This window comes from Peribacillus sp. NPDC096622, from assembly GCF_044762665.1.
In the GTDB taxonomy this organism is placed as follows: domain Bacteria; phylum Bacillota; class Bacilli; order Bacillales; family DSM-1321; genus Peribacillus; species Peribacillus frigoritolerans_B.
The window spans coordinates 58571-75753 of record NZ_JBIWES010000014.1; the positions used below are offsets into that span (position 1 = coordinate 58571).

15 protein-coding genes and 1 pseudogene are annotated in these 17183 nt (G+C 39.2%); 5 read left to right on the forward strand and 11 right to left on the reverse strand.

Translation table 11 applies throughout. From position 1 onward, the window contains the following. From ACIQYG_RS21265 to ACIQYG_RS21280, 4 genes and pseudogenes are all read right to left on the reverse strand, one after another. Window positions 1-990 (reverse strand): HAAS signaling domain-containing protein, encoded by a 990-nt coding sequence (locus ACIQYG_RS21265; RefSeq protein ID WP_402842114.1) that lies wholly within the window; start codon window positions 988-990, stop codon window positions 1-3. Beyond that, window positions 977-1324: a PadR family transcriptional regulator gene (locus ACIQYG_RS21270; RefSeq protein WP_034306796.1), complete on the reverse strand. Its 348-nt coding sequence runs from the start codon at window positions 1322-1324 to the stop codon at window positions 977-979. Before ACIQYG_RS21270 ends, ACIQYG_RS21265 begins: the two co-directional genes overlap by 14 nt. A 156-nt stretch (window positions 1325-1480) precedes the next feature. Further along, a pseudogene (locus tag ACIQYG_RS21275) lies at window positions 1481-2827 on the reverse strand (GntP family permease). 4 nt (window positions 2828-2831) lie between these two features. Next, the gene (locus tag ACIQYG_RS21280) at window positions 2832-3977 is read right to left on the reverse strand and encodes a glycerate kinase (protein ID WP_402842117.1); all 1146 of its coding nucleotides are present in this window, start codon (window positions 3975-3977) and stop codon (window positions 2832-2834) included. A 313-nt stretch (window positions 3978-4290) separates the two neighbouring features. On the opposite strand from ACIQYG_RS21280, the gene ACIQYG_RS21285 reads away from it, so the two are divergent. Beyond that, window positions 4291-5385, forward strand: a complete 1095-nt coding sequence (locus ACIQYG_RS21285; RefSeq protein ID WP_402842120.1) for a CdaR family transcriptional regulator — start codon at window positions 4291-4293, stop codon at window positions 5383-5385. Window positions 5386-5503: 118 nt separating this feature from the next. Further along, window positions 5504-7111, forward strand: a complete 1608-nt coding sequence (locus tag ACIQYG_RS21290) for an FMN-binding glutamate synthase family protein (protein ID WP_402842123.1) — start codon at window positions 5504-5506, stop codon at window positions 7109-7111. Between the two features lie 199 nt (window positions 7112-7310). Here ACIQYG_RS21290 and ACIQYG_RS21295 read toward each other — a convergent pair whose 3' ends face one another. Both ACIQYG_RS21295 and ACIQYG_RS21300 read right to left on the reverse strand, forming a co-directional pair. Then, window positions 7311-8249 carry an MBL fold metallo-hydrolase gene (locus ACIQYG_RS21295; protein WP_402842126.1) on the reverse strand — a complete coding sequence of 313 codons (939 nt, stop codon included), beginning with the start codon at window positions 8247-8249 and terminating at the stop codon, window positions 7311-7313. Window positions 8250-8487: 238 nt separating this feature from the next. Beyond that, complete coding sequence (locus ACIQYG_RS21300; RefSeq protein WP_402842129.1) at window positions 8488-9081, reverse strand: branched-chain amino acid aminotransferase; 594 nt, start codon at window positions 9079-9081, stop codon at window positions 8488-8490. Between the two features lie 173 nt (window positions 9082-9254). Here ACIQYG_RS21300 and ACIQYG_RS21305 point away from each other — a divergent pair, with 173 nt between their 5' ends. After that, window positions 9255-10373, forward strand: coding sequence for an NAD(P)/FAD-dependent oxidoreductase (locus ACIQYG_RS21305; protein WP_402842131.1), 1119 nt, complete (start codon window positions 9255-9257; stop codon window positions 10371-10373). Window positions 10374-11229: 856 nt separating this feature from the next. Here the strand turns inward: ACIQYG_RS21305 and ACIQYG_RS21310 are convergent. The 5 genes from ACIQYG_RS21310 to ACIQYG_RS21330 all read right to left on the reverse strand — a co-directional run bounded on the left by ACIQYG_RS21310 (window position 11230) and on the right by ACIQYG_RS21330 (window position 15508). Next, a complete protein-coding gene (locus tag ACIQYG_RS21310) occupies window positions 11230-11745 on the reverse strand; it encodes a hypothetical protein (RefSeq protein ID WP_402842133.1) in 516 nt (171 codons plus the stop codon). Between the two features lie 219 nt (window positions 11746-11964). Further along, on the reverse strand, window positions 11965-12903 hold the full coding sequence (glaH, locus tag ACIQYG_RS21315; RefSeq protein ID WP_402842136.1) for a glutarate dioxygenase GlaH: 939 nt from the start codon (window positions 12901-12903) through the stop codon (window positions 11965-11967). 329 nt (window positions 12904-13232) lie between these two features. Further along, the gene (locus ACIQYG_RS21320; protein WP_402842138.1) at window positions 13233-13574 is read right to left on the reverse strand and encodes a DUF3870 domain-containing protein; all 342 of its coding nucleotides are present in this window, start codon (window positions 13572-13574) and stop codon (window positions 13233-13235) included. 27 nt (window positions 13575-13601) lie between these two features. Beyond that, a complete protein-coding gene (lhgO, locus tag ACIQYG_RS21325; protein ID WP_402842141.1) occupies window positions 13602-14819 on the reverse strand; it encodes an L-2-hydroxyglutarate oxidase in 1218 nt (405 codons plus the stop codon). Between the two features lie 14 nt (window positions 14820-14833). Continuing rightward, the gene (locus tag ACIQYG_RS21330) at window positions 14834-15508 is read right to left on the reverse strand and encodes a GntR family transcriptional regulator (RefSeq protein WP_402842144.1); all 675 of its coding nucleotides are present in this window, start codon (window positions 15506-15508) and stop codon (window positions 14834-14836) included. A gap of 300 nt (window positions 15509-15808) precedes the next feature. Between ACIQYG_RS21330 and ACIQYG_RS21335 the strand changes: the two genes are divergently transcribed. Beyond that, window positions 15809-16054: an effector binding domain-containing protein gene (locus tag ACIQYG_RS21335; protein WP_402842169.1), complete on the forward strand. Its 246-nt coding sequence runs from the start codon at window positions 15809-15811 to the stop codon at window positions 16052-16054. Between the two features lie 391 nt (window positions 16055-16445). Beyond that, entirely contained in the window at window positions 16446-17156 is a 711-nt protein-coding gene (locus ACIQYG_RS21340) for a Dph6-related ATP pyrophosphatase (RefSeq protein ID WP_402842146.1), read from the forward strand. Window positions 17157-17183: the final 27 nt, after the last annotated feature.

A 17183-nucleotide genomic window follows, 5' to 3' on the forward strand; every position in this document is an offset into this window, starting at 1 on the left:
TTAACGGATTTTTGCCTTGCGGAAACCTTGATAGGAATCGTAGGCGGCAAAAAAAATGGAGATGAGTATAAGACCCCAGTAAATCGAGTCTTTCCATTCATCGATTGAGAAAAGTGTTCTTTGGTATGCAAGGAATTCTTGGTTCAATAAATCAGGATTACTGATGATGATGATGAAAGTCAGAGTGCTCAACAGCTGGTATATTGCATGAAATAAAGCTAATTTCAGGGTCCATCGTCTTAAAAATAATTTATATATCGCTATGAGCACCCCAATGATAACGATGCAAGATACCAGCAGCCAATAGGAATTCAATACATCTTGATTAAAAGAAGGTGTCACGAAAATGAGACTGCCATTTCTTTTTTCATAGACGCCTAAGAGGTTTGCTGCATTGAAATATAGGGCTGCGAATACAGAAAGGCCTAACAAACTTGCAAAAACCTCAATCATAGGAACCGCTTTTTTCTTTGAAATGTTCGGAATATCTTTTAAGTTTTCCGGTGTCCATGGTTTCAAGTCTTTTGTTAAAGGCGACTGGTCTTTTGAAGTATCCAACCGTTCTACAATGGCAAAAGAAAGCGTTAACCAGAAAAACACTTGGATACCTGTACTGATGATGCCTGAAATTCCTTTCCCGATTATTTTTAAAATTGCTTCCATAACCGTATTCCCCGTATCCCGAAACGGATTATCCCCTACTAATGCGATCAGTGAAATGACTGCAGCGATTGGTAAAATCATTTTCAACAGACTGATATACACATCATAATAACGAGGCCCGATCAGATGCATTGGCCGATCGCGATAACCACTAGCCAGTGTAACCGGATCTCCTAATTTTAAAAGTACAGCTTTCACTTCTTGCTCCGTATGATCCTCCGGAAGCATATCTTCGATTGTAGATTGAAGCTCAAGTGCAATATCCGCCCGGTTTTTTTCTGGCAGCCTTCGGGTCACTTCCTGAATATAAAGTTCAATCAGCTCCATCTTCTCCCTCTCCTTTTAATAATATATAAAGCTCTTGAGAAGTTTTTTCCCATTCCTCCTTTAACTGAGTGAAGATTTCTCCCCCATAATCACTTAAAGAATAGTACTTGCGCGGTCTACTTTCAGAAGTATCCCAGCTGCTGGTCACCAATTCTTGTTTTTCAAGGCGGCGAAGCAAAGGATATAAAGTACTTTGATCAATGGTAATTCCAGACTTCTCTAAACGCTGGACAAGCGAGTACCCATACTGTGGAGTTTTGAGCTGACTTAGGACAGCTAACGTCAAAGTGCCTCTGCGTAGCTCAGTGGTTAATGAATTCAGTAAAGTGCTCATCCAATCACCCCTTCTCTATACTATGTGACGTACACCATACCTTATACTATGCATCATACACTATTTTAGTTCTTACACCAACATGAAAATGAAAATATATTTTATTTAAAGCATAAAAAAGAGAAGCGGTTTACGCTTCTCTTTTTTCCATTATTCTTACACAAGAATGACCCACAATATCATCGTCGTGATAATCGTGACCACTCCTTGTATTAAGGTTGCCATCGTTTGAGCTTTATAGGCATCCGTCACTTTCATCCCGCTAAATTGGGTGACCACCCAGAAGAAGCTATCATTTACATGGCTTACAGTCATCGCACCAGCTCCAACAGCCATGACTACCAATGCAAGAGGAACAGCCCCTTCAATACCCAAAGTTGGAAGCATGGGGGCAATCAAAGATGAAGTGATGACCAGGGATGCTTTCGAAGAACCCTGGGCAGTTTTCAATCCTGCAGCAATCAGGAACGGAACCAAAAGGAACAAGGAACCGCTAAATACGCTGCCCATTTCCCAACTTTGGATGATATCTGCAATCCCCGTATTTTTAATGACGGTACCAAATGCTCCGCCAGCCCCGGTGATCAATAAAATTGGCGCGGCATCCAATAAGGCTGTTCCTATCCAGTTTGTTAATGTTTCTTCATCATACTTAGGCAGCAATGTCAGAGCTGAAATTACTCCGACGAGCAATGCAATGACCGGTTGGCCCAAGAATACGAAAAATGCGGCGATCCCTCCCTCTGTACCAAAGAGCGTTAATACAGAACTGGCTCCAATCAGCACAATCGGTAAAACGATCGGTAAAAATGATTGAAAGGCAGACGGCATCTTGCCGAATGAACGGACAATTTCATTATAATCGTAATCCAGGTCACTTCGGTCATCTTCAACATCTATCTTGGTCGCTACTTTCATTGACCATATATAACCAGCAAGTGCAGGTGGAATGGCCGTAATGAGACCTATCAAAATGACCGTCCCCAAGTAACCGTCCGTTCCGATATTCCCGGCTGCGGCTATTGGCCCTGGAGTTGGAGGTACAAGTGTATGTGTCGCATACAAACCGGTTGCAAGTGCAACTGACATGGAAGCAACCGCTACTTTAGCGCGTCTTGCCAATGCTTTTCTTAAGCTCGATAAAATAACGAAACCTTAATCGCAAAAAACGGGTATGGATACGATAAAGCCAATCATACTCATGGCAAGCTGCGGTCTTTTAGGACCGACAATCCTTAATACGACTTCGGCCATTCGTAATGCGGCCCCGGCCTTTTCCAAAATGGTTCCGATTATCGTACCGAAAACGATTACAAGTCCAATGCTCGTCATCAGTCCGCCAAAACCGCCGTTGATATTCTCAACGATCTGATCCAGAGGCATTCCAGAAGCAAAACCCACAAATAAAGTTCCTAATAGAAGCGATAAGAACGGATGAAGCTTGAATTTAGTTGTCGCAAAAACAATTAAGAACACGCCGATGGCCAAAACAATAAATAACATAAGATTACCCCCTATTCTTGATTGCTGCCAAAAAAGTCCGCATTACTTGTTCGGCTGAAACTTCCAACAATTCAGCTCCTCTTTCCATAGCTTCCTTTAAAGGCATAGGAGCGTTCACCAAACTATGAACACTAGTTATTCCGTGTTCATATAAAACTTCAATACCTGTTCCGATCGATCCAGTCAAGACAAATACCGGAATACCATGCTTTTTGGCTTCTTGTGCAACTCCCATTGGTGTTTTGCCTGAAGCAGTCTGGCAATCGATTTGTCCCTCACCGGTAAAGACACAATCGGCATCGGACAGTTTTTCACCCAGTTTCGTATACTCCATGACAATATCGATGCCCCTTTTTGTATCTGCACGGAAAAAGGCTTGAAATGCACCTCCAATTCCTCCTGCAGCACCAGCACCTGCTTTATCATGCAAGTGTATGCCTGTTTTGATTTCCACCAAATCAGCCCATGATGATAAAGCTTTATCAAGCATTTCAACCATGTCTGGAGTCGCCCCTTTTTGAGGTCCGAATACACTTGATGCCCCATCTGGGCCGACTAACGGATTTTGGACATCCGAGGCAATTAAAAATTCGGATTCTGCTATTCTCGAATCAAAATCCTCCGTATTAATGTCTGATATCCGCAATAATTCGGCACCTCCGTATCCCAGAGGTTTACCTTCTTCATCAAACACCTTCATTCCCAAAGCCTGGAGCATACCGACACCGCCATCGTTGGTGGCGCTTCCACCAATCGCTAAAATGAACTTTCGACAGCCATCATTCAATGCTTTTTGAATAAGCTCCCCTGTCCCGTAGGTAGTAGTGATCAATGGGTTCAACTCAGCTGGATCGACTAGGCATAGACCAGATGCGCTAGCCATTTCAATTACACATGTTTCTTGATCGCCCAAGATTGCATATGCTGCCTGAACATCTTCAAGTAAAGGTCCTTTAACAGTCACATCAACTTTTCGACCATTTGTTGCTGTAACAAGGCTATCCATCGTGCCTTCCCCGCCATCCGCCACTGGAACCAATTCTGTCTTCGCATCCGGCAATGCCTTCCTGACTCCTCGCTCGATTGCTTTTGAAGCATCTGTTGCTGATAGACTTCCTTTATAGGAATCTGGTGCAATAACAATTTTCATGCTCAGTTCCCCTTTGAATATATTTTTATATTAATTTAATTATAATCTTCAGAAATATTTTAATCATCGTTCATTCTAAACGAAAATTAGTATGACATATTTGATTTTTTTAGCTATACTATATAGAAAAAATGATCTTCTGGAAATTTTTATGTTTTTTCCATTTTCCTAAACTGCAAGATAGCTAAAGGCTTAAACTATCGACAATCCCCCTTTACATGAAAAATCATAGCTTGTTTGCATGAAATATGATGACCATTCTGTTAGCACAAACTGGATAACCAAATAAAAAAACTCTAGAAGGATGACTTGAATGCTGACCCAAGAAATTGCAATGGAAATTGTAAAACAAACCACCAATAGACTTAACAGAAATATTAATATTATGGATGATAAAGGAATCATCATCGCTTCCGGAAATCATGAACGCATCGATCAATTGCATTTAGGAGCAATCGAAGTTCTGAAAACGGGAAAGCCTTTAATCATTCACGAAAATGATCATCATCAATGGGTCGATGTTCTTCCTGGAATTAATTTGCCTATTAATTTTCAAAATGTAATTATAGGCGTCATCGGGATCACCGGAGATCCGACTGAACTTTTGGAATTCGGCGAATTGGTGAAAATGATAACGGAAATGATGCTTCATCAAGCTTTTATGGCGGAACAACTCGAATGGAAACAACACTTGAAAGAATTGGTATTTGAAGACTTATTAAAGGAAGATATCGATCAGCATTCGATTGATCAGAGACTTGAACGGATTGGAATGAAATTAGAACCTCCCTATCAAGTGGGGGTGATGGAAATGAAATTAAATCCGTTAAATAAGAATGAACTGATTCAAATGACTGAATCTGTTTTTGGTACACAACAAGCCCTTGTTGGGTTCCTGAATGTGAACCGGGTTTTCATCCTCACTACGGCGCTTAGCGGAAATAACATTGACAAAAGGCTGGCTACAGCCATCAAGCGATTAAAAGCAAAAGGCTTTGTTATACGAATCGGTTTGGGCTCTATTGTTAATAAGGAATCATACATAGTCCACTCTTTCCGCGAAGCTGAAACAGCACTTTTACTAGGTGAAGCCAATCTAGCTTTAACAAGATATACTGATGTGGAAACAAAAGCTCTGTTGGAAAGGATTGATGAACGGACGAAACAGCAATTTCAGGAAAGGATTATAGGAAGCTTATCCGAAAAGTTGATTGAGACACTGCAACAATTTTTCCTTAGTAACTTAAATATCGGGGAATGTGCAAAAAGAATGTATATCCATCGTAATTCCCTTATATACCGATTAAAAAAAATCAAGGAAATTACCGGATATAATCCACAGATGCTGCAAGATGCCATAACCTTACAGTTAGCCATTTGGGTAAGCCAATCGAAAAGTGGAAATTGAAAGATATTGTATTTAGTTCTATCCCTATTTAAGCCTTGTAATGGAATTCTGTATAATTGATCGAATTACCGAGTAGATTAAAAATACATGATTTTTTTTGCATATCAGGAGGGATCGAATGAGTGGCATCGCAAATCTTTTAATTATCCTTGGATTTACCGTTATTTTCATTATTATCATCGTTTTGGCTTTACTATTACTTTATATGATTTTCTTTGATCGCATGCAGAAGCACCATGCAATTTTAAGGAATTACCCCGTGCTTGGGAGAATACGATACTTTCTGGAAAAAATCGGACCTGAGATGCGGCAATATTGGTTTAACAGTGATAACGAAGGAAAACCCTTTTCCCGCGATGACTATGAACATATGGTGAAAAGTTCAAAATATTTACGGGATGTAATAGGTTTTGGCTCAAAACGAGATTTTGATGAGGAAGGCTTCTTTGTTAAAAATAGCATGTTTCCAAAATTGGCCGAAGAAGAAAAATATGATCGTGAAACTAAAGTGACGACGAAAAGATACATTCTATTGAAAGACCCGCTTTTCTCACAACGGGAAGAAAAATGGGAAGATGAAGTATCCTCTGCATTCTTATTGGATGATGAAGATGCCGTAATCATCGGCCCTAACACTAAGAATCCCTTTCGACTAAAAGGTCTTATCGGCATGTCCGCCATGAGTTATGGCTCTTTGGGGAAGAATGCAATCACTGCGCTTTCTGAGGGATTGGCTGCAGCAAAAGGCACCTGGATGAATACAGGTGAAGGCGGACTATCCCCTTATCATTTAATCGGCGGTGTCGATATAATCATGCAAATCGGTCCAGCCATGTTTGGAGTTCGTGACAGTTTCGGCGAAATGGATTGGGATGAGTTAAAAAGAAAAAGTGAAATACCCGAAATCAAAGCATTTGAAATTAAATTGGCTCAAGGTGCCAAAACTCGCGGAGGGCATATCGATGCTGAAAAAGTGAATCCGGAAATCGCTGAAATCCGTAAGGTCACTCCGTACAAAGCGATTGATAGTCCGAATCGGTTTTATCAATACAATGATGTAAAATCCATGTGCGATTTTATCGAAAAAATCAGGGAACATACAGGAATTCCGGTCGGTATCAAAATGGTCATCGGCGGCACTGACAGTGTTGAAGAGCTTGCTAGCTACATGAAAGAAACCGGGAAAGGTCCGGATTTCATTTCATTGGATGGCGGTGAAGGCGGCACGGGTGCTTCATATCAGGAATTGATCGATAGCGTAGGGTTGCCGATAAAATCCGCTTTGCCGATTTTAGTATCGACACTGGAAAAATATGGTGTCCGCAATCGGGTTAAAATCATCGCCTCCGGTAAATTGTTCACGCCTGATAGAATTGCGATAGCTCTTGCCATGGGAGCGGACCTCGTTAACATAGCTCGAGGTTTCATGATAGCGATAGGATGTATCCAGACGATGAAATGCCATTCCAATGCTTGTCCTGTCGGGGTAGCCACCACTGATCCGGAATTGCAAAAAGCACTTGTCATCGATGAAAAGAAATACCGCGTGGTTAACTTTCTTGTTACCCTTAGAAAAGGATTATTTCGAATCTCAGCCGCTGCTGGTTTAGATTCGCCTATCCATTTTCAACCTAAGCACATTAGCTATAAGGACGATAAAGGAATTGTCACATCCCTTGAAGACATTATGAAAGAAGTTAATGGACAAATAGGATCCAGGCAATGAAAAAACCACCGCCAAAGTATGATGGGCGGTGGTTTTTTCTTTTTCAATCAATGAAGCCATTATAATCTGTTAAAATGTATCAGGCATGTAAACGAATATCCCCCTGCCTCCCCTTCCTCATTAGCTTTCCATAGCGATAATAAACATAAGCGGCAGTAATATAAGCGGCTTTAGCCAAAATTCGGGATTATTCAAAATATCAGATGGATTGATAATACCATTTGCCATCACGTTTAAACTTTCTGCATTGGTCATTCAAAAGAAGGTATTCGAGGTGTGCCAATGTTTCACCAACAGCAAATCTGGTTTCGTGAATGGACAGATTTCCAAATAAGATCTGGCAAGCAAGTCTTACAGAAATCGGCTCTTTCATGTTTTCATGAATTAAATGCAACCGGTCTTGATGATGATCCAACAATTCAACAATTCTTTTATTGGCATTTTGAAACGGTTTTCCATGTGAAGGGATGACATATTCAACGTCCAGCTTTTTTATTTTTTTCAAAGAATTAAAAAACTCTTCCAATGGGTTGCTGAAACCTTTAAACCAATAAGAAATATTTGGAGATATCCTGGGCAATATATGATCTGTCGAGAAAAGAACGCTTTTTTCCTTATTATATAAGGAAATCAGGCCATCAGAATGACCCGGAGTGAAAATCACTTCATACTCATATTTGCCAAAATGAAGCTTCATTCCTTCTTCAAGATGATGATTTACGGTAGGATAGGGTTTTACTTGTGGCATGAATCCGCTTTCGTCACTTGATAAGGCCACGGCGACATCTTCTTCCATACCACATGCCTTGTAATTTTCTTTAAGCAAATTCAGCGAATCGGCTTCCCAATACGTAGTTCCCGCATTTTCATCCACTTCTGTCATCCATATATCCGCATCAGTCAATTGTTGTAATGCCCCTGCATACCCGAAATGATCTGGGTGATAATGTGTGATGATAATATCGGTAATATCGTGTTTTTCGATAATTGGGTTCCATAAATCCCTTGTCGTTTTGTTATTTAATCCCGCATCAATGATAGTCCATCCTTTTTCACCTTCCGCTAAGAAACAGTGGACATGGTCCAACCTAAAAGGCAATGGAATGGTAATTTGAGTAACTTTCAATTCATTCAGCAAGTATAACTTCCCCTTCCGATGTAGCTACATTTACATGAACCAAAAATCGAAATTGCTAAAAACAAAACATTTAAGTTTATTAAATAAGGATATATCATTATCAATTCGACGAATTCTTTCAAGTTCCTTTAATCATTATCCAGAGCCCTTCGATTAAAGTCCAGAAGCCATAGCCTAGGGGCAATGGCTAATTCATGAATTAAAAAAACCGCCATTAAAATTAATGGCGGCACCTCGATTACATATCTTCCTCGATTGTTTGAACAAGGATAAAAAGAAAATGATAAATTAAATGAAAAGCTTCTTCCAATGACATGTCTTCTCGAAACCCTTTTATGTTATCCAAGGCAAAATTCACATCCCATAGCCCTTCGCCCTGGTTAAACATTAAACTGAACGACCCAATTCCTTCTTGAAGTTCCTTGGTTAAATACGCTTTTAACACTTCTCCCATTTTTTTCTGGAATTTCAATCCAAACATCGCGTTATATGTACCGAAAACATCATCGACTTCTAACGAAAGTGCCTCAACACCAATTAATTCGAACCATTGTGATTCAAAGTAAAGGAATTCATCTTTGTTTTTTTTCAAATACTCGATCGGTTGTGATAAAAATGCAGAGTTTTCTTCAGAGATTAATTCTTCGCTCTCTTTATTACTGCGCTCCATATAAGCATCTGTAAAACGGGATGCATTTTCTTTTTCCACTATAATGATATCTTCGGCGATTAATTTATGCTTTTCTACATAATCCTTTTCTTCTTTAAACAACTCAACCTTTTTTTCGATAACGGATTTCGATATGTATGATTCCATTTGTTTTTTTAGCATGATATGTCCTCCTAGTATCTTTTCAAGCTCTCGCAATTTCAATCATAGCATATTCAGTATAGATAAAATAACTTTGTGAAAGAAATTACAATATCAGTTATAGCAATCATTTCGTGTCTTCGATATAGTAGTGGTAAGCGTTTATACATTTGAGAGAAATGAGATGTTGAATAATGCAAAAAATCATTGTAGTTGGTGCAGGGATTTTGGGAGCTTCCACTGCCTATCAGTTGGCTAAAAAAGGGGTTGAAGTGATCATTATTGACCGACAAGATATCGGTCAGGCAACATCTGCAGCTGCAGGAATCGTTTGCCCGTGGATATCGCAAAGGCGCAACCAAGCTTGGTATCTCCTTGCCAAAAATGGTGCGGCTTTTTATCCCGGTTTAATTGAAGAACTTGAACGGGACGGGGAAACCAAGACTGGTTATGCCCAAGTCGGGGCCATAAGTCTACATACAGATGAAGCTAAACTTAATGCCATGAAGAACCGGGCGGGAAAACGGAAAGAAGATGCACCGGAGATGGGGGCTATCACATTACTTTCCGCAGAGGAAACACGTGCCTATTTCCCGCCTCTTTCCAGTGAATTTGCAGCCGTTCATGTGAGTGGTGCCGCGCGGGTCGATGGACGCGCACTACGTGATTCCTTATTGAGGGCATCACAAAAATACGGTGCAAAAATTATGTATGGCGAGGCTATACTTACATATAACGGTACTCAAGTGACAGGTGTAACACTTGGAAATGATTTCATTCCTGCTGATAAGGTGATTGTTTGTGCTGGCGCTTGGGCACCGGAATTACTGAAACCACTGGGCCTGAATTTTCAAGTCACCTTCCAAAAGGCTCAAATCATTCATCTGGAAATGCCAAACGAAAATACGAATAACTGGCCTGTAGTCATGCCTCCAAGTGATCAATATCTTTTGGCTTTTGATAATAATAAAATCGTTGCGGGAGCGACTCATGAGAATACGGAAGTTTTCGATAACCGAATGACCGCAGGAGGGATGCAGGAAGTTTTCAACAAAGCCTTGCAAACCGCCCCTGGTTTGACAGATAGTACGTTTGTTGAAGCAAGGGTCGGATTTCGGCCATTCACGCCGGGATTCCTTCCGGTCATGGGACCTTTACCAGGCTGGGGAGGCATAATCGTAGCCAATGGCCTTGGGGCTTCTGGTTTAACAATGGGCCCATATATAGGCTCACTATTGGCAAACCTCGCACTTGACAGAAAAATTGAGATCGATATCGAAAATTATGATATAAGAGGTGCGCTATATACCTAACTTCCCATTTCCTCTTGCTGAATGAACTTCGACTGATCTGAAAATTACCAGGTCAGTTTTTTCAAATGTTCCTTAATAAAAAAATCAAGGACCTTTAATCGGTCCTTGATTTATAAATTGTTTTTTCGAACAGATTTATTAATTAATTCCGCAAATATCTATGTACCATTGAACAATATATGCATACGCATCAAACATCGTTGTTAAAGTATGATTTTTCTCTAAGGAAATTACTGGAGCCACAAATAACCATATCAACATTATCCCAAACTTGACTGTTGTTGGTTCAGTTACTTTAATCTCAATGAATAAAGTAATCTGTTCTTTGAAATGAAAAAAATAAGAATCCTCCATTTCAAAATTATTTCATCTATTTATTAATATCAGGTTCACTTACTTCTTCATAAATAACCTTTAACTCTTCAATAGTGAGTGATTTTAAAAATTCCTCTAATTCATCCATGTTAATGCCTCCTATGATTAAGAACATTCGTTCTTATTATAATCACCAAAATATCACTAGTAAATAGTTAATTTCACTTTTAACACTAATAGATGAATTATAGAATTCTATACTATATAAGTTTCATGGAGCAAACAGCCTTCCTCTTTAACCCAGGGTCATTTCCTTAAAAAAAATAGTGCTGTAGCATCATTTTCATTTGCTCTTTATTTGCTTCAAACTGCTTATGACGATGACCATTTCCTCCGGATGGATGTGGAAATCCTAGAAGTATCTTATTGGCATCCAAATAATCTTGACCCGCTAAATAGTTCAAGACCTTCGAAACATTAACGCCTAAAGGAATAATAAGTGGGCGTTCAATGGTACCTATTTCGGTAGCAAAGCCTTCCATTATATTTTTTTAAGCAACTCGGTCTTTAAAATGTTCGGAGTTGTTCCACTATAGTTTTTTCCGTTATAAAAAACTGGATAGGTTAAAACAGAGGTTGTATGGACGAGGTTACTTGCTTCGCTAAAAAGATCCAGTGAGGATGATATGTTTAAGTATGTGTGTAATCCAAGCTCATCCAACATTAGAACCAAATTTTTTCTCATCGTTCCTTCAAAACTGGAATTCTTTTTTACTTCGTGCAGAATCTCTTCATCGTTATGTATGTGCCCTCTTGCATTAATTACGGTAGAATAAGATTTTTTCATTTGATGTAAACCAGGAGTTATTCCGACAATTACCACTTTGGCCTGTTCATTTACAAATTCAAAAGGTGCGTAGTAGATTTCGATTTTTTTCTTTTCGTCTCTTTCAAGCAAAAATTGTTCGCTCTGTATCATTTCATCTGTATAGGCAGCAGGTAAAGCATTGATTAAGTTCTTAAATTGCGTAAAATTAGAAAAATTAGCGATCCCCATAAAATACTATCCCCTCTTTCTTCTTTGGCCATATCAGTATATCAGAAATTCAGATTTGCCACCGAACATAGGGGCAATATGAATCTTGTTGAACCTATAAGTAAAACTTAGCCCTCTCAAAAAAAAAGATAAATTGCTTTCCAACCCTTGGATTGAAAAGAATTTATCTTAAAAATGGTATTTGGGGATGAAAAAAATGTTTGGGTTTACAAAATGAAATTATTGATTGAATCTTCCGCGCTGGCGAAGTAATTCACGGTTCAGGTTCGGATCCTTTTCAAATGCAGCGCGGCCGTGAAGCCAGAATATGTTGTTGACAACAACTAAATCTCCAACAGGCAATTCAAGTTCAAGTACACTATCATCGCTTTCTAATGAATTGGATAAATCGCGCAAGTATTTGGCTTGTTCGATTGATTCAGGATAGACAAATTGATCGATAAAACATACACCAGGTTGGTTATTATGATTGAAGAAAGTCAATCTTTCAATTTCCTGATCAACGTTCTTGCTTTTTGGAGCTTTATACGTAAATTTGTGGCTGGATAATGGATGATTTACATACATATCAAGCTCTTTCCAATCGTCTAAATGCAATAAACGTGATTCGCCACCGCGTGCATTTTGTTCGATCATCTTCATCATCAGTAACCAGTCCGTTGGTTCATCTACAAAGGTGCCGTCCGTATGAAGTGTAAATAAACGATAAGCCTGACGCAAATATGAATCACTGCTATCCGTGTCTTGAACACTAAAGCGGGCATAATATTTCCCTGACATGGAATCATGGTTCGGAGTGCCCAGCAAGTATGAAATGGCAGTTGCAAAAATGACATATTCATCTGTATTCTCCGTGACACCCTCCAAGCCGAGGGTGAAGCCGCCGGATTCCCGATCATGAACGATGTTACGAAGCAATTCACCAAAGTCTTCCCCGACTTGATCCAAAAGATATGAAGCAATGATGAGTCGTGCATATGGCGTATATTCCAGATGTTGAACAGACTGATTATCCTTGGATACCGTTTCTAAAAAAGCGGCAATCGCCTCTTTTGAAATTTCAATATGATATAAACGGCTGGATTGAGGGTGAACTTTCACCTCGTATTTTTCTGTTTTCCTTTCAAACTTCGCTCTCTTTTTTTCTGCAATGTTCATGAATGTTTCCTCCTGTTATTTGTAATATAGGTGACAAAGTTAACGGGAAATATAAAAAGCCAGTCGCACATGATCCCCAAATAAAATAGGAATTCAACATGTACAACTGGCTTATATTCACTTCACTGCTCTATGCAAATAGAGTCACAGCGAATATGCAGTTTATGTATGATTTATTTTTCCTGTTACCAATCATTAAGATCTTTACACGATTCTGAAAAGGTATTTTTCAAAAGGTGTTAATGTCATAATATTGGCTTAATTACATTAAAACGTTTTTTCGTAAAAATGTCAACACCTTTTACAAATTATTCTGATAAATCATATTACTAACTTGGTAGTTTCGTTTTTTCTCCTGCTTTAATTTGCTGAAAATGGAGATCCAGGTCTTTCAAGGCAGCAATCAATGCATTAGCCGCTTTCCCCCGATAATAAGATGTAATCGATTCTATCGCGTCATCAACACCATCATTTAAACTGATTCCTTTTAATAAACGCCCGATAAATTCCCGGCCATGCTCTGTTGCCAGTGTACAAGAAGCCTCCAGGACAACCCCATATTTAGCATCGACTTCTGCAGTGATGGTCAATGTTTCAAAGACACTTTTCGCTGCCATCCCTTGAGGTAAACGTGCATGACCTGCAATAAAAATTGTTTTACCATTGAACATGAAGCCTCTTCCTCTCTATAACGAATTTTATTTTGTCAATTCAGCTTCCAATAAGTGTGATTGTTCCGGAATACGGTTAACAACCTCTTTTCCAATTTCAATTGATGCTGTTGCAGCAGGTGAAGGTGCATTACATACATGAATGGTCCGTTTCCCCATTATAATATGAAAATCATCCACCATATTACCATCATCCTGTAATGCCTGTGCCCTGACTCCAGTAGGTGCAGGGATTAAATCATCTTCTTGAATTTCCGGAATTAACTCCTGCAGGCTTTTCGTAAATTGCTTTTTACTAAAAGAACGGACATATTCATCCATCCCTTCCTTCATGAATTTACTAGCCAGCTTCCAAAAACCTTTATAGCTTAAAACTTCAGTTAAATCTTTCGCATTGAAGTCGGTTTTTTTGTAACCTTCCCGTTTGAAACTTAGTACTGCATTTGGACCGGCATCTACCTCCCCGCTTATCATCCGCGTGAAATGAACACCTAAAAATGGGAATTTCGGGTTAGGTACCGGATAGATCAAATGGTTGACAAGGAAGCGCTTTTCGGGCTTCAATTTAAAATACTCGCCGCGAAATGGGACAATTTTCATATCAGTTTTATACCCCGCAGCAGCTGCGATACGGTCACTGTGCAACCCTGCGCAATTAATGACCATCCTTGCCTTTAAGGTACCATTGTTCGTGTCGATGATGACATCATCAAAGTCCTCATCAATCTTCTCAACCTTTGTATTCAGCTTGATTTCACCGCCGTTGCCTCGGATAATATCCGCCATCTTTTCACTTACCTGACGATAATTGACGATGCCAGCCTGCGGGACGCGAATCGCTCCAAGTCCATTAACATGTGGTTCAATTTCCTTTAACTCTTCCACACCGATTCTTTGTATAGCTAGCTCATTTTGCAAACCGCGTGAATATAAATCATCTAGAAGGGGCAACTCTTCTGGCTTTGTTGCAACAATGACCTTGCCGCAAATATCATGTTCAATTCCATGCACCCGGCAGAATTCCGTCATTGATTTGCTTCCTTGACGGGCAAACCGTGCTTTGAAACTGCCTGGTTTATAATAAATTCCTGAATGGATGACGCCGCTGTTATGCCCCGTTTGATGATTTGCCACAACAGCCTCTTTTTCAATGACTACCACTTTAGCATTAGGAAAACGCTGATAAAGTGCCATTCCCGTCGATAAACCTACAATTCCCCCACCAACAATTGCAAAATCATACACAATTAACACTCCTTTTATTGATGATTTTTATTATTCAGCAACTCCATATACGTAATTAAATTGTTTTTAGTCCGTAAGATGTGAAATTCTACTGCTGCCCTTAATTCTGCAGGATCTCCTCTTAGTGCCGCTTCATATATCATCCGGTGTTCCCGTTGCGTTTCTGGGTAATAATCAATCAGCAAATTCGGCGCAATGGGTGAGATACCCAATGTTTCTACCATTTTTTGAACTCTTGGCCATGGGCACCCTTTTCGGAGGGTTTCATGAAAAGCCGCATTTAAAAGGATATAATGCTCATTGGTTTCATCAGATAACTGTATTCCTTCCATTTCAATCAAAATACCTTTTAATTTTTCTTTATCATCCTTTGTTAAATAAGGAAGCGATTTTTCTACTGCAAGGCCTTCAAGCAGAGACCTGGTATGATAAATTTCTTCAATATCATCCCGGGTAATCGGTGTGACGATTGCTCCTTTATGAGGAACCATCTCCACCAACCCCTCCATTTGAAGTTGTGTAAGGGCTTCACGAATGGGCATTCTGCTTACTTCCAGTCGATCTGCCCACTCCTCTTGGATGAGTCTCTCCCCCTTTTTCAACGTCCCATTCAAAATCGCTTTCCTAAGGCTTTTCGTTACATTTTTAACGATTGTAGATTTATCTCTTTTAGAATTAGCATTATCCAATCTAGCGTCCACCTTTCGATATTGGATACAATTTAAACTATATCAACTTCATAAAGCGATTACAATACTGAAAAGTAAATAAATTGTATCCAATTTAAAAAACACTGGATACAATACGTAAGGTAAACATCTACTTCATTTTGGACCGCACGTTTATATTTAACTATTTAAACTACTTTGCATTTCTTTCAATGACCATTAAATTCAAAATTTCAAACAATCTTTTTTTTGAATACGGTATCATCATTGCTATATCCAAATGTATACAAATAAGGAGTTGCTAATTAATGAGTAAAGAAAATCGGATCCCTTTGGAGAAAAACAAGTGATCATAAAATTGAAAATGAAGTGAAATATGGAATCTACTATCAGTACGAAAGTAACTATCGTGGAGATTACACTTTAGCTATAGCCGCCGAAACACCTGTCTCGAATGAAAAGTTTGTCATACCAAATCAAGAATACGCTGTGTTTGAATGTTTACAAGATGAACAATCCATTGGTGAAGCTTGGAAAAAGATATGGCATCTGAAGAAAAAATTTTGAAATGTACTATCCTGATGGAAAAGTGGAAATACATATTGCAGTTAAATAATTTATAAAAAGAACCTATTATATTAAGTGATCGATAAAGGTAGACACTTTATTTTGCTAGCCATAAGGACAAGGACCCGGTCACCCACCGGGACTCATGCCTTTTTACCTCGCCTTTGTAAAGATCCCTCCTTTTGCAATATGTCTTATCCTGTTCAGTTCATTATGTAGTGGTTTCTCTGGGATGAACATTCCTTTATTCATCAATTTTTTTGTATCAAGATACATTAATACCTTATCTGCAAGCTCCAACCGTGATAAAATCAAACAAATATAGTTATGAAACATCAATTATAAAATATGAAATCGGAAAAAAGTCATTAGAATAAAGGGGAAAATATGAATGGCAGAATTAATCGATTGGAAAAATAGTGCTCACGGGCATAAATTCATAGCATCTTTCAGCGGAGGAAAGGATAGTGTCTTAGCCTTATATAAAGCAATGAAGGTTGGAGAAGCTGTAGGACTGATTGTCATGCTGGAGGAGGAAGGAAAACGTTCCAGATCCCATGGAATGCCTCCGGAACTCATTCAAGCCCAAGCTGAATCTATAGGTTTGCCCGTATATACTGCAGCTGCCAGTTGGACTGATTATGAAGAAGTATTTATGCGCCTTTTAGAACAAGCTAAAAATCAAGGAGCTGAACTGTTAGTAACTGGAGACCTGGATATGCCTGCCCATGGCTGTTGGCATGATAAGGTCACGAAGAATGCCGGGTTGAAGCTTGGAATGCCTTTATGGGAAATGAACCATCGTGAAGCTGTCGAAGAGTTCATGAATCTTGGATTCGTAACGATCATTGTAACCGTTAATTTATCATTGGGAATGCGTGAGGATGATTTAGGACGAAAGTTAACCCCTGAATATGTGAAGGAACTTGAAGCTCGCGGCATTGACCCCTGCGGAGAAGGCGGAGAGTTTCATACAACAGTAATTGATGGGCCTATTTTTAAACAGCCAATTCCAGTTCGTAAATGTGAGATTATTAAGGACGGGGACTATGCTTTTTTACCTTTGGAGCTAGATCATATAATGAATAGGAGTACCTTATAACCGAACTAATTACCCGAATTCCTTGCA

Coding starts and splice junctions, on each gene's coding strand:
- ACIQYG_RS21280 (WP_402842117.1), bottom strand. CDS start 3,977: ATGAAAATTGTTATTGCACCAGATTCCTATAAAGGAAGTCTATCAGCA.
- ACIQYG_RS21285 (WP_402842120.1), top strand. CDS start 4,291: ATGCTGACCCAAGAAATTGCAATGGAAATTGTAAAACAAACCACCAAT.
- ACIQYG_RS21310 (WP_402842133.1), bottom strand. CDS start 11,745: ATGGGGATCGCTAATTTTTCTAATTTTACGCAATTTAAGAACTTAATC.
- ACIQYG_RS21290 (WP_402842123.1), top strand. CDS start 5,504: ATGAGTGGCATCGCAAATCTTTTAATTATCCTTGGATTTACCGTTATT.
- ACIQYG_RS21265 (WP_402842114.1), bottom strand. CDS start 990: ATGGAGCTGATTGAACTTTATATTCAGGAAGTGACCCGAAGGCTGCCA.
- ACIQYG_RS21305 (WP_402842131.1), top strand. CDS start 9,255: ATGCAAAAAATCATTGTAGTTGGTGCAGGGATTTTGGGAGCTTCCACT.
- ACIQYG_RS21300 (WP_402842129.1), bottom strand. CDS start 9,081: ATGCTAAAAAAACAAATGGAATCATACATATCGAAATCCGTTATCGAA.
- ACIQYG_RS21320 (WP_402842138.1), bottom strand. CDS start 13,574: ATGTTCAATGGTAAAACAATTTTTATTGCAGGTCATGCACGTTTACCT.
- ACIQYG_RS21270 (WP_034306796.1), bottom strand. CDS start 1,324: ATGAGCACTTTACTGAATTCATTAACCACTGAGCTACGCAGAGGCACT.
- glaH (WP_402842136.1), bottom strand. CDS start 12,903: ATGAACATTGCAGAAAAAAAGAGAGCGAAGTTTGAAAGGAAAACAGAA.
- ACIQYG_RS21340 (WP_402842146.1), top strand. CDS start 16,446: ATGGCAGAATTAATCGATTGGAAAAATAGTGCTCACGGGCATAAATTC.